The sequence below is a fragment of the Microcella sp. genome (assembly GCF_040286215.1).
Lineage (GTDB): Bacteria > Actinomycetota > Actinomycetes > Actinomycetales > Microbacteriaceae > Microcella.
Window position 1 is genome coordinate 156,907 of the sequence record NZ_JAVKCK010000013.1, and the last position, 13,160, is coordinate 170,066.

The following is a 13,160-nucleotide window of genomic DNA, read 5'->3' on the forward strand; positions in this document are numbered from 1 at the left end:
AAGCACTCCTCCACGTAGATGTGGACGCTCACGACGCGTGAGCCTCCGTCTACACGGAGATGTCAACGCAGCGCATATCGCTAGCGACTTCATTCCACGAAGTGCGGGTAGGAAACGATTCAACTGAGCCGGGTGAATCCGCAGTCCAAACAGCACCACGCCGCAGGGCTTTCCTGAAGGGAAAGCCCTGTCAAGCACCTCGGACAGTTCGGTACGCCGATGTCCTCGAGATCGTCTATTCGCAGGAGGCTAACTGGCGATGATCCAACGCTCGCCGTTTATCCACACCGCCCGTCCCGCGCGAGCCGAGATACCGGGATCAGGCCATGGTGACGCGCCATCGTCTGACTCGGGGACCGAGCGTCGAGTCGAGTTTCGCTCGACCCGACGCTGGACGATCACAGTGCGAGGCATCGTCATCTCATAGGATTAGGCCGAGACCACACAGGGACGAGGAGGTGCCCGCATGCCCGTGGCGAACCAATCGAACGCAAGCAGCAGAGCACCCGAGCTGATCAACTTTCCTGTCCCAGTTGCTGTGGGTTCTCCAGCGCCAGCACTCCCTGGATCGCCCGTACCGCCGGCTCACCGAATCTACTTCTATTCGCCGGACGAGTGGGAAGTATTGATCACCGAGTGGGCAACCGGGGTTGCCGTTTCATATCGACAGATCAAGCAGCTTGGAGGGTCTGGAGACCGAGGAGTGGACGTCGCCGCGTTCAAGACTGACCGTGGCCTCGAAGACGCATGGGACTGCTTCCAGGCCAAGCATTACGACGGATCGCTCACTCTGTCGGACGCGTTCCCTGAAATGTTGAAGATCTTGCATGGCGTAGTGGATGCCTTCTATTGTCTTCCGGACCGATATGTGTTCGTCGCGCCGCGGGGGTGCGGTCCCTCGCTCAATCGTCTGCTGAGTCAGCCTACGGAGCTTCGAAAGAAGTTCCTCGAACTGCTCGATGCTGGAGGCGCCGCTACGCGACTGTACGACGAGCAAACGCTGCGGTCCATTCGTGATCTCGCCGAGTCGTTGGACTTCTCGATCTTCCAGTCGCTCGAATTAAACGAGATGCTTGACGTACATCGCAAAACTCCGTATCACGCCGCCAGGTTCGGAGCATCTCTACCTGCACGGCCGCCCGTTGGACAAGCGCCGGAGACCCCCTCGCCGGTCGAAGCGACTTATGTAAAGAAGCTCGTGGACGTCTACAACGAGCAGGACCCCGCATCGTGCTTCGATGCCGATTCGGTCACCACACACGCCAAGTACGGCCCGCACCTCCAAAGACAACGCGAGGCCTTTTATTCCGCCGAAGCACTCCGCCTGTACGCGAGGGACGCTGTGCCCGACGGTACATACGAGCTGCTTCAAGACGACCTTCACACCGGCGTAATCGATACGGCGGAGGCGGACCATCCCAGCGGCCTCCACCGACTCCGAGCAGTCCTGACTCAGTCGGGTCAACTCGACTTGGGTGCCCACACGCTCATCTCGATGTCGAACCTCAAGGATCGTCAAGGCATCTGCCACCAGCTTGCCAACGCCGAGAAACTGACTTGGGTGGACGCTAATGAGTAGCCCCCTAAACAGCCCTCTCGAAGTGGGCATGCGGGTTTTGATGATTCTCGTCGAAGCCTTCCCGGCGCATCTTGATATCAACCGATTGGTGCTGCTCGACCACGGACTGCTGCACAGTGCGGACCTCGACGGCCCCGAGAGCCTCCACCCGCCCATCCCGGTACGAATCGGTGAACTCGGGGTGAAGAGACAGCACATCGAAGACGGTCTCCACGTCATGATCCGGGCCGGGCTCGCCGAGATGTCGGCGGAGGACACCGGAATCGAGTTCTGGGCCAACGAAAGTTCCGAGAGCTTCTTGAAGCTGCTCGAAAGCGATTACGCCCACGCACTACACGACCGTGCGCAATGGGTCGTTCAAGAACTCGGCGCCGTTGATGATGCGCGACTGCGAGAGCGCATGAGGGAGATCTCCTCGCACTGGCCCGAGGAGTTCGAGCTCATCCAGCACGAAAGCGGGAACGATATCTGATGGGACGGCTCACGCTTTCGCACCTGACGTTCACTGGCACGAATGCTGCCCCGGCATCGGTTGACTTCAGTCCACACGTCACCGTTGTCCACGGCCCCTCGGACACGGGAAAGTCGTTCATCGTTGACGCGATCGACTTCGTCCTCGGCGCCAAGGAACTCAAAGAGATTCCGGAGCGGGAGGGCTACAGCCGTGTCCTGCTCGGCCTTGAGCTGCCCACTGGCGAACACATCACGCTTGCACGAGCAGTGGGCGGCGGTGGAATCTCCCTCTACCGAGCCGACATCCGTGTCGAGCCTTCGACTCCTCCGGACGAGACGCTCGCTGCGAAGCACAGCGCAGCAAGCACGAAGAACGTCTCCAGATTCCTCCTCGACCAAGTCGGCCTCGACGAAAAGCAGGTGAGGAAGAATGCCCGGAACGAGACCCACATGCTCAGCTTCCGCGACCTGACCCGCCTATGCCTCATCGGTGAGACTGAGATGCAGGCTGAAGAGGCCCCCGGCCTTAGCGGTAACCCGGTCAACAAGACCAAGGAGGTCTCGGTCCTCAAGCTCCTCCTTGCGGGCGAAGACGACTCCGCATTGACAGCGGTTCCGTCGGCGCAAGATCAGAAACGGCTGCGCGGTGCTCGGCAGGAAGTTGTCGAACGAATGCTCAGTCAACTTGAATCGCAGCTCCAAGACATCGCAGAGCCGACCGAGCTCGAGACGCAGCTAGGCAAGCTCAACCGCACAATTGACCAGCACAGCACGACGATTGGGAGGCTCGCAGAACAGCGAGGTCAACTTCTCCGGGAGCACAACGAGCTTCAATCGAGAGACTACGCCCAGCGATCAGAGTATTCGGATGCGGCGGCCCTCCGACAGCGCTTCACCCTCTTACAGAAGCAATATGAGAGCGACTTGGCGCGCCTTGAGATGATCGCGGAGGCCGGGAACCTACTCGGATATTTCCGAAGCGGGACCTGTGTGTTCTGTGGTGCGGAACCGGCCAACCAGCATCTCAATCGGGACTGTGAAGGAGACACGACCAGCTTTGGCGTCTCCGTAGATTCCGAGACTCGGAAAACCCAAGGCCTTCTCGATGACCTCCGCGTGACAATGGAGAGTCTGGACGCGCGGACCGAGGTCCTTCGCAAATCGATCGCGACATCCCATCAAGACGTCTCGGCGCTCCAGAAGAGCATCGAGAAGCTAGACGCGAAGATGAACCCAGAAAAGGGGAACTTCCGCGATCTTCTTGCCAAGCGCAGCGAGATCGAGAAGCACCTGGGCCTCTATGCGCAGGTCAAGACCTTCGAGGACATGATTCGCCGGATCGCCGACGAGACCGAAGCGGAAGTGGCAACAGCGGTTGCGGGGCTCAGTCTCACCGCTGTGCGAGAGTTCTCGGCCGAGATCTCTAAGCGCCTTACAGAGTGGGACTACCCGTCAGCGGAATCCGTTCGTTACGACAGAAACGAACTCGACATCATCGCTGGCGACCAGCGGCGGTCGGCGCACGGCAAGGGGGTACGTGCGGTCCTGCACGCCGCCTTTACACTCGCACTCGCCCAATATTGCTTTGACCGGGACCTGCCGCACCCCGGATTCGTCGTGCTCGACTCGCCTCTCGTTACCTACCGACCGCCGGACCAGCCCGCAGAGGCTTCCGACGAGCCGCCAGAGGGTGTTGTCCGGGCCTTCTACCGCGACATCCAGGACAACTTTGACGGTCAGGTGATCGTCATGGAGAACACCGATCCACTAGACCCCCTCGGACCCGACGCGCTCGACATCCGCTTCACGAAGCGCATCGATGTCGGACGGTACGGCTTCATGCCCGCCGTGGCTGACGACAGGCCAGCCGACACGTTGGCGTTATGAAGCTAGGCCGCATACCGTCCTACGCACTGGGCGTCTCACAAACGATGGGACTCAAGACACTCAACACCAGCCCGGCGCGAAGGGAATACAAAAGCGACTAATGTTCCAGACCTCTAGACTGGCGGCTTTGCGAACCAGCTGGTCAATGGCATCGCGTCGGAGCCCCCTTCGGCGGCCTAGTTAGAAGCGCACACCAGCTCCCGCACGAGCTCCCTGATGCGAGCAGCATCAGCCTTGCCACCCATATGGCCTTCATCACTGCACCAATGACGGCGCCGGCGGCTTGCACCTCGACGTCGCGGATCCGCACGGGCACGTCGGCTGCTGTGCGAGCGCCGCATCGACCGCAGCCATGAGGGCAACCTCGTCAGAGACGACCTCGAGGCCCAGGCCAGCAACGACCTCGGCGGGCGTGCCCTCCTATCGATAACACCCTCGAGCGCCCATCGGGCCAGTCGGTCGTTCACGGAGCCCGACTCGAAGAGAGCAACCGACTCGGCCACGTGGGCGGGGTCATGAGCAATCCCGGTTCAGTATTCCGGGACTTGGCGATAAAGGCGATCTCGCCCGCCCACCACTTGCGGGCCTGCTGCGACGCAGCGCCCGCAGCGACCGTGTTGTGGACCCCACGAGCAGGCCGCTGTTGACGACCTAGCGCAACTCCAACTCGGTGAAGCACCCCTGCCTGCGCAAGCGACGGCGGCATGCCACGGGCAGCTCGGGCAGGGCATCCCGAAGACCGGATGCGGCCACGAGATGCGGACAGCTCAGTTCGAACTGCTGCCCTGAGCGGTCGTGATCGAAAGGATCCAATCCTCAACACACCACAATGACTCGATGCGCAATGAGTAGATCTTCGCCGTCCCCCGGCGAGTGGCAGTAACTACTCCGCACTCACGCAGTATCCGCAAGTGTCGCGATGCGCTGAATCTCGTCGATTCAAGCTCTTCCGCAACTCGCGAAATCGACATTCCGACCTCACCCTCGCTCCTCGAGCGCGATAACCACTCAACGATCGAACGCCTCTCGTCACTCAAGAGCGCACGCAGAACACTACTTAGCGACTCTCCGACGTCATCCAACAAGGTGTTCGTGTCGTCGAGCCCTACGCACTCAATTTGCAGGTCCAGCTCCTTCGACATCGCAGTGAGCACTTGTCCCTTCTTGGTCTACCAGGAGCGCACAATCCGCTGAGCTTGGGAGCCCAAACCCTCGATTCCCAACGAGGTCACTTCGCGTCCCTTGAGAATCATCTGGGGGTCCTTCCCCCATGCATGAGCGCCTCGGTCATGGACAGTGGATACCCATGCCGCGGCATCTTGCTCTCGTCCGCCTCCGCACTCCACGACTCGCGGCGCTCGGCCTACAGGGTCCCTGATCGATACCACTCCGTGACGTTTTCAGCAGCAATAGCCGCTGACTCAAGGGGCGCAAGGGAACCAAGAAAACGGTTGAGTCCGTCGATGAAGACATGTGGCGAGTGCCTGGTCGACTCCACCGGGGAGTTGGTGCCGACCATAACCCGTCTCGGCCCGAACGCGTCCAGCATCTGCCACAAAGCATCCTCGACGATCGCTGATGTCAGTTCGTTGTTCATCATGGAGAAGCCGCCGGCCTTAATCGCAATGTTCTCATGCGCTCCAAGAGCAACAAGGCTAGATCGCCAAAGGGCCGACTGATCATTGTTGGCGAAGTGCGGCAAGCCGGCGTGATTGACGACAAACCTCAACGATGGAAACTGCCCTGCGAGAATCACAGCGGCTTGCACCTGGCTAGGAAGAATCTGCATGTCAAAGCTGAGGTCGAGGCGTTCCAGTACCCGAAGACCACTGCGCCAGTCTTCCCTGGAAAGCAGGTCGTCGGCCACGAACGAGTAGCGCCCGTCCAGGTCCCAAGTCACTATATCTCGCACGCCGACTACGCCGGCGTGGGCTTGATGGGCCGCCAATACATCCTCTAAGTCCCGGCGCGTCAGTCCAGCCGAGACAACCTTGCGCATGGGAGTGCCTCGATCGAGCTCGTCTGTCAAAAACTCCGTCTCAGCGACCGAGGACTCTGGCGCCGCGCCAGCCTCAACGTGCACGAACGGTTCTACGTTGAGGGGACTCCACTCCCGCTGGTAGTCCTCGAGGAGGTACTTCCTAGGCAGCTTTCGTCCTCCCAGAAACCACTGTGGTTGAGCTTGCGCAGCTTCTACCCACGGATAGGACACACGCGCCGTATCCCACACGTGGAAGTGCGCATCAAGAACAGGTACGCTCATCCTCGATCGAGCGCCAAGACGGACGGCCCCTCAGGCCCGGCCGCCAAATACCCACCATCCACGGCAAGGTCAGTGCCGGTAATGAAAGATGCACGGTCACTCAACAGGAACTCGATCGCGAAGGCGATCTCTTCAGGCTCGCCACAACGCAACAGCGGCGCATATGCCCCCCACACCTTCTCCCATTTCTCTCGGTCCCCACCCGCAGCCTCATCCAGGACCTCAGTCCAGATCCATCCGGGGCTAACAGAATTGACGCGCACCGGAGCAAGGTCAAGCGCTTGGCAACGAGTTAGCTCGTTGAGTCCGCCTTTGGCCGAGTTGTAGGTCCATCGGGAAGCCTGAGCGACGTGCGCGCTGATGCTCGAGATGTTGACGACCGCCCCTGCCGACCCAGCAGCAAGAAACGGTGCGGCGTCAGCCGTCCATTCTGCAACGCTCACGAGGTTCACCTCGAGAGTGCGCATCCATTGCGCCCGTGTCGCGTCCTTCCCAGCGAGCAGGAAAACGGCAGCGTTGTTGACCAGAAAGTCCAACTTGCCTTCTGGTGCCGCGAGCTCGATCGCCTTTCTTCGCGTGTCTGCATCGCTCACGTCGCCAGACACGGCACTGAAGAATCCGCTTCTGCAGGAATCGGATGTTCTGTCCTGATCCCCACGCGCGACTCCGACGACGTGTGCACCTAGTCGCGTGAGATGTGCCGCCGTTGCTGCACCGATTCCCGAACTTGACCCCGTAATGATCCCGCGCTTGCCAGTCCACTGCGGCTCAATCATCTCAACACGACCTCCCTAACGTGGCTTGCAGCCATAGCTGCCACAGAATTCCTTAGTTCGTGTTCTGCCTGATCAGACCAGAAAGCAATGTGCGGCGTGAACAGCACACGAGGGTGCTGTCGAAATCGGTGGTCGAGAGGGAGGGGCTCCTCGATCGACACGTCTAGAGCAGCAAACCCGATGTGACCCGAATCGATAGCGTCGAGCAGGGCTGATTCATCGATGAGGCCACCGCGCGCCGTATTGATTAGGGTCATACCCTTCTTGCAGGTCGACAGCCAATCCGCGTTCACCATCCCCTGTGTCTCGGGCGTGAGCGGTAGGTGTAGCGAAATGTAGTCAGACTCACTGAGCAATTGCAGATCCGAAACCATCTCCACGACGCCGCCGGCGGCCGACTGCGCAACATTCGGGTCCGTGGCAAGAACCTTCATCCCGAACGCAGAGGCGCGCTGCGCGAGCGCCCTGCCGATCGCACCCATGCCGAACACCCCCAGCACCCTTCCCTCTAATCCCATGGGGCGCAACTCAAGATCGGCAGGCCGCCATTCACCCCGAGAGACGCGATCAGTATTCGCCCTTAACCGGCGAGCAGTCGCCAACAGCAGCAGCAATGCATGCTCTGAGACGGAGGCGGCCGCATAGCCGGGGACGCTTTCCACCGCGACACCGGCCAAGCGCGCCGCATCGAGATCGACGTTGTCGAGGCCTGTGCCGTACCGGACGACGGCAACACAACTCTTGGCGGCTTCCAAGACCGCAGCTGTGATCGGGGCTAGTTCAACGAGCAGCACACTTGCATCTGCCAGTCCCGGCAAGTCCAGGACCTCTTGCTCGGAGACAGGATGGCGGCCGCTCTCAATCAATGCTCCTCCTGCACTCTCGATTACGGACCTCTCGAGCACGTAATCGTGGTAGCGACCATCCACCAGCAACACCTGTGAACTCAACACCTGCAGATCACTCATGACGCACGCCCAGAAAGTTGATCTCCCGAAGGTTGAGTGCGGGCCATCGGGCGGGAAAGTTGTGAAGGATCGAAGAACGCGTGCAGTGACGCGATCAACCCGTCCTCGACTCGCATGATGTTGACACCTTCGAGTTCAGATAGCTCCCCCGTGGGAGCCGTAAACAATGCGCGCCAACGAATCGCACCTTCCACTGAAGAACCGTGCCATCCGACAATCTCAACCTTCAGCCCAGGATAAGCGACACAGGAAGCTTGATAATACGTTCCAATCTCATCGTGGCCGCGGAGGAGACCCCCCGGGCCCCTCCATGTCGCTGCTTTATGGAAAAACGCTAGGATCTGGGTCGTGTCTCGGCTCTCTTCGGCTGCCCAATAGCGCCGCGCCACGTCAATAAGGCTGTCATGCATCAATCGGAATGCTCCCACTCTTTCTAGATGAATTAACTCGTGTCCGCACAATTCTGAAGATGGACTGACCCGCGATCGAACCAATTAGGAGAACGCCAATCACGACGAGCTGCAGCGGTGCCGCGATTCCCGCGAGGCTCATGCCGCGTTGCAAAGTGGCGATGAGGACCAGTGCCGAGACCGTGCCCAAAATACTGCCGCTACCACCGTAAATGGACGCGCCCCCGACCACGACAATCGTGATCGCCGTGAGTTCGTAGCCACTGGCCAAGTTGTACACGACTACACCACTCCGCGAAACAAGCAGGACTGCCGCGAGCCCGGCCATCAAGCCGGAAAGGGCGAACACCCAGTACTCCACCCGCGCGGTGTTGATTTCCGCATATCGAGCGGCTTCGGCATTCATCCCCGTGAGAACCATTTTTCGTCCAGCAACCGAACCGTGCAACAAGACCGCTGCAGCTATCGCGCACACCGCGAAGATCCATATAGGCAATGGAATGCCCACGAACAGTAGGCGGTCGACTCCCACGAAACTCTCGGGGAGTTCGCCAATCGACGAGTAGCCGACTAGCCCCTGGGCAATCCCGCCGAAGAGAGCAAAGGTACCCAAAGTAACAATTAGCGAAGTGAGTCCAGTTCGTGTTACAAGAATGGCGTTTACGAGGCCACACGATAGGCCAACAGCCAACGTGAGTAACACCGCGACCTCCACGGGCCATCCTGCCTGCAAGGACCTTCCCAGAGCGACCCCGCTGAGAGCCAGTATTGAAGCTACGGAGAGGTCAATATGGCCCGAAATGATGACAAACGTGAGGCCAAGTGCAAGAAGTCCCAGCTCCGTATATTGCACGAAGCCGTTCGCAAGATTTTCCCCGACGAAGAAGAACGGGGACATCAGAGATGCTGAGAGAAACGCAATCGGCAGGAGCACTAGGGCCCCGAATTCCGGCCGTGCCGCGAAAGACCTCAGGAATTTCACAGCGACACCATCTCTTTCTTGACACGTCCGCGCATTCCGCTGGATCGGTGCGCGATCGTAGCAGCGACCAGAATTACCAGCCCCTGAATCGCAAGCTGCCAAAGAGGGTCAATATCGCTTATTCTCAGAACGTTGAGAATCAGTGCGAGCAGCAACGCTCCGAGCGCTGTTCCAATGAAGTTTCCTTTGCCACCAGCAATGCTCGTGCCGCCAATAATTGCGGCAGCTATTGTCTGAAGCTCGAGACCGGTGGCGTCTGAAGGATTCACGTTGCCGAATATTCCTGCGAAGAGTAGTGCCGCGGCGCCGCAAAGGACCCCGCTTAGGACGAATGCGGAAACTATCACCGGCTTAGTTGCTATTCCTCTGAGACGTGCCGCAGGTTCATTGTATCCGACGGCAACGAGCGTTCTTCCGGGCACTGTGCTTCGCGAGATTATTACAAAGGCTGCGGCGATGAGTATCGCGAGGTAGAACGGTGCAGGGACAGATAGCACTTGGAGTTTTGCGAACTCTATGAGGTCAACCGGCAGATCATTTCGTGAGACTTGACTTCCATCCGCGACGAAGAAGCCGATACCTCGGAATACTCCTGCCGTCCCCAATGTGGCGATAATGGACGGCACCGCCAGATAGGCGACGATGAACCCGTTGACAGCGCCGAGCAATGCGCCCAGCAGGATAGCGAATGGCAACAGGAGCGCGATCGGAGCACCGGTTGCACCGTGAATCATCCCTGTGGACAGCGCGACCAACATGACCATCGCTCCTTGAGAAAGGTCGAGGTTCCGTGACATCAGAACGAGTGTTTGACCCGTTGCCGCAATCATCGTTATGGAACTCGCTAGAGCGAGGTTGGCTAGGTTCTGACCCGAGAAGACAGTCGGGACGAAAATCGCGATCAGAAGGATCGCGGCGACAAGGCTCGCGGTCAGAATGACGGTGATGGGCCTGATTCGGCGAATCACGATGCTCCTCCCCGCATTGCCGTGTCTAGGAGCGCAGACGCGTCGACTGGCGCAGAGAACTTCGCGACTTGTTTGCCTCTGAAAATCACTTCGACTCGGTCGCTGAGAAGCGCGAGCTCGGGAAAATCCGAGGAAATAATGACTATCGCAGCTCCGCCGCTCGCCAAGTCTCGGACGATGTCGTGAATTTCGTGCTTCTTCCGAATGTCTACACCGCGGGTGGGTTCGTCGAGTATGAGTACTCTGGGCATCGACTCAAGGCGCCTGCCAATAGCCACCTTTTGCTGATTTCCGCCGCTTAGCTCCGATGTCCTCTGGGACGGGGTACGCGCGCTGATGGACAGGAGCTGCATTCGTCTCTTCGCGATGGCGCGTTCAATTCTTCGTTGGATGAGGCCCCACCACGAGATCTTTCCCAAGACCTCGACCGTGAGATTCGTAGACACCGACGCTGCTAGGACAAGACCGTGTCTGGCCCGGTCTTCGGGTAAGTAGGAGACACCTGCACGAGCAGCTGCATTTCGTGAGCCGTTCTTGAGTTCAGTCCCGTCGCAGATCACTGCGCCGGCGTCAGCGGCTCGCCAGCCCGCAATTGTCTCGCCAATCTCTGTTCGACCCGCTCCGACCAACCCAGCCAGACCGACTATCTCGCCTTCTCGAACCTCGAATGAGATGTTCTCGTACTCTTCTTCGCGTGACAATCCCTCCACAGAAATGAGCGTTGGACCCAAGTTGCGGTCCGGAGACACACTTGTTTCCACTTCGACGCCCGCCATGAGCTCGATCAACTGAGCCTCGGAGGTGTCGGTGATTTGGCCGGTCTCGATCAACCTTCCGTCGCGCAACACGGTGTAGGTGTCAGCGTGGGACATGACTTCTTCGAAACGGTGAGTGATCATCGCTACTGCGCATCCTCGGTCGGCCATCTTGCGGGCAAGTTCGTAGAGCCGGTTTGCTTCATGCGCGCTCAATGATGCAGTCGCTTCGTCCATGATCAGGACTCTGGTGCCCCTAGCCACCGCTGCACAGATCTCGACCAGTTGGCGATCAGCCAACGAAAGAGAGCTCATGAGTTGGCTTGTCTTGAGCGCTGGAGCCAGCTCCGACAGTACTTCCCGCGCGCTTTCGTGCATTGCTCGCGCCGACAGTAGTCCTCGCTTCGTGGGCCATTTTCCAACCGAAATCTGCTCAGCCACGGTCAACCCCTCAAAGGAGGCGACCTCTTGGTAGATGGTTGAGATGCCTGCCCGGAGCGCATCACGAGGGGACGAGAACCGAACAGGTTCGGACTCCAGGTAGACACTGCCGTCGTCCGGCAACAGTGATCCAGACAGCATTTTGATAAGTGTCGACTTTCCAGCGCCATTCTCTCCAAGCGCGGCGTGGATCTCGCCCGATTTGAGCACGAGATCCACGCCACGGACTGCTCGGGTCGCGCCAAAGGACTTATGCAAGCCCCTGGCCTCAAGTACACTCAGCGGCGCAAATGATACCGAGTCAGTCATGTCATTCCGTTTCAGTTGCTGTGGAGCGCGGACCAGGCGTGCGGTGATTCGACTAGAAGTCGAACTCCGCGACGTTGGCAGCCGTGAAGCTGATCAGATCGCCCGCGATTACCGAGCCATCGTCAAGAATTACGCGGCTTCCAAACTCCCCGCAGTCGAATTCTGCTCCCGGCTCAGCGACAATAGTGCCTGAGATGATGGCGTCGCCCAGGCAAGATGCGATTCTGCCCATGTCGGCCGGGTCCCAAAGAAGGAATTCATTGACTGTTCCGTCTTCCAAGTACGGCGTCATCTGGTTCGGGAGCCCGAGCCCCGTCACGGCCACGTCACCGCTGAGGTTTGCGGTCGAAACTGCTTGAGCTGCCTGAGAAACTGCCACAGTTGTGACGCCGATGATTCCAGCAAGATCCGGGTACTTCGTGAGCAGCGCGTTTGCCTCACCAAGAGCCTGCTCCGGAACATCGTTTCCGTAGGCAATCTCCACAACTTCGATGTCTGAGAACTTCGGATCCTTGAGGTACTCCTCGATTCCGGCAATCCAGTAGGTGTGGTCAGGCGACTCCGGAGTGCCGCTGAGAATGGCAATCTGTCCCGCGAAGTTAATCTCTTCAGCCATTACATCCACGAGCGCTGGCCCAACAAGGTCGTTGTCTGTGGCTAGGATTGCGGCATCGCGAGCAGCAGCTTCGATATCTGCTCCAAGGGCCAGGATCGCTACGCCATCAGCCCTAGCTGCGGAGAGTTGTGGCGTCATGGCAGCCGGATCGTTTGCATAGATTCCGATGACGTTCACGCCTCGAGCGAGCCCGTCAGCTATGAACGGCAATTGAGCGGTTGGGCCAGCGACGGCCGGTCCGTCCGTACTGTAGGACCCTCCCAGGATTTCCGCCTCTTCCTCCATGCCGAAACCGAGGCGATCGAAATAAGGGTTCCCGGTGTTGTATGGAATGAAGAGGGCATTGATGTCCGGCGACTCAGGGGAACCCTGTTCGTCGGGCGTGTCCATTGCGTTGCTACAACCCGCGAGTAAGAGGGCCATGGCCGCGGCACTGGCGACGCTGATTTTCAGCTTCTTGCGCACTTTGTCTCCCTTGACGTGTTCAGTATGTTGAATGTGAAGTCGATATATCGACCAATTCGACATTAGCGGCACGGATGCCTCTAGTCAAGATGCACCGCCCAGCGCCCAAGTGGTCGAGCGCGGGCGCCATGACGCGTACGGGGGGCGCGCGGGTTTTCTAGGAGAATCACAGCCCGTAGCAAAGGAGCGGACAGCAATCATCCACAAGCACGACCGGCGAAGGGCGGTTGCAGCGCAGACGAAGGTGGGTTCATCCGCACGAATGCTCTCGTTCTTTCCTTCTTGCTA

At 59.2% G+C, this 13,160-nt stretch carries 11 protein-coding genes; 3 read left to right on the forward strand and 8 right to left on the reverse strand.

Annotation, left to right across the window (positions count from 1 at the left end; all coding sequences use genetic code 11):
* Positions 1-466: 466 nt before the first annotated feature.
* From RJQ01_RS06990 to RJQ01_RS07000, 3 genes are read left to right on the forward strand one after another with little or no spacing between them, the layout of a single operon-like run.
* Positions 467-1,579, forward strand: coding sequence for an ABC-three component system protein (locus RJQ01_RS06990; RefSeq protein WP_350476011.1), 1,113 nt, complete (start codon positions 467-469; stop codon positions 1,577-1,579).
* Positions 1,572-2,051: an ABC-three component system middle component 2 gene (locus RJQ01_RS06995; RefSeq protein WP_350476012.1), complete on the forward strand. Its 480-nt coding sequence runs from the start codon at positions 1,572-1,574 to the stop codon at positions 2,049-2,051. Before RJQ01_RS06990 ends, RJQ01_RS06995 begins: the two co-directional genes overlap by 8 nt.
* The gene (locus RJQ01_RS07000) at positions 2,051-3,919 is read left to right on the forward strand and encodes a hypothetical protein (protein WP_350476013.1); all 1,869 of its coding nucleotides are present in this window, start codon (positions 2,051-2,053) and stop codon (positions 3,917-3,919) included. Before RJQ01_RS06995 ends, RJQ01_RS07000 begins: the two co-directional genes overlap by 1 nt.
* Positions 3,920-5,282: 1,363 nt before the next feature.
* Here RJQ01_RS07000 and RJQ01_RS07005 read toward each other — a convergent pair.
* The 8 genes from RJQ01_RS07005 to RJQ01_RS07040 form a co-directional block, all read right to left on the reverse strand.
* The gene (locus RJQ01_RS07005; RefSeq protein ID WP_350476014.1) at positions 5,283-6,182 is read right to left on the reverse strand and encodes an amidohydrolase family protein; all 900 of its coding nucleotides are present in this window, start codon (positions 6,180-6,182) and stop codon (positions 5,283-5,285) included.
* Entirely contained in the window at positions 6,179-6,958 is a 780-nt protein-coding gene (locus RJQ01_RS07010) for an SDR family oxidoreductase (protein ID WP_350476015.1), read from the reverse strand. Before RJQ01_RS07010 ends, RJQ01_RS07005 begins: the two co-directional genes overlap by 4 nt.
* Positions 6,955-7,926 carry an NAD(P)-dependent oxidoreductase gene (locus RJQ01_RS07015; RefSeq protein WP_350476016.1) on the reverse strand — a complete coding sequence of 324 codons (972 nt, stop codon included), beginning with the start codon at positions 7,924-7,926 and terminating at the stop codon, positions 6,955-6,957. Before RJQ01_RS07015 ends, RJQ01_RS07010 begins: the two co-directional genes overlap by 4 nt.
* On the reverse strand, positions 7,923-8,336 hold the full coding sequence (locus tag RJQ01_RS07020; protein ID WP_350476017.1) for a nuclear transport factor 2 family protein: 414 nt from the start codon (positions 8,334-8,336) through the stop codon (positions 7,923-7,925). The genes RJQ01_RS07015 and RJQ01_RS07020 overlap by 4 nt, the downstream gene beginning before the upstream one ends.
* Positions 8,329-9,318: an ABC transporter permease gene (locus RJQ01_RS07025; protein ID WP_350476018.1), complete on the reverse strand. Its 990-nt coding sequence runs from the start codon at positions 9,316-9,318 to the stop codon at positions 8,329-8,331. Before RJQ01_RS07025 ends, RJQ01_RS07020 begins: the two co-directional genes overlap by 8 nt.
* Complete coding sequence (locus tag RJQ01_RS07030) at positions 9,315-10,286, reverse strand: ABC transporter permease (RefSeq protein WP_350476019.1); 972 nt, start codon at positions 10,284-10,286, stop codon at positions 9,315-9,317. Before RJQ01_RS07030 ends, RJQ01_RS07025 begins: the two co-directional genes overlap by 4 nt.
* Complete coding sequence (locus tag RJQ01_RS07035) at positions 10,283-11,701, reverse strand: sugar ABC transporter ATP-binding protein (RefSeq protein WP_350476020.1); 1,419 nt, start codon at positions 11,699-11,701, stop codon at positions 10,283-10,285. The genes RJQ01_RS07030 and RJQ01_RS07035 overlap by 4 nt, the downstream gene beginning before the upstream one ends.
* Positions 11,702-11,843: 142 nt before the next feature.
* Complete coding sequence (locus tag RJQ01_RS07040; RefSeq protein WP_350476021.1) at positions 11,844-12,872, reverse strand: substrate-binding domain-containing protein; 1,029 nt, start codon at positions 12,870-12,872, stop codon at positions 11,844-11,846.
* Positions 12,873-13,160: the final 288 nt, after the last annotated feature.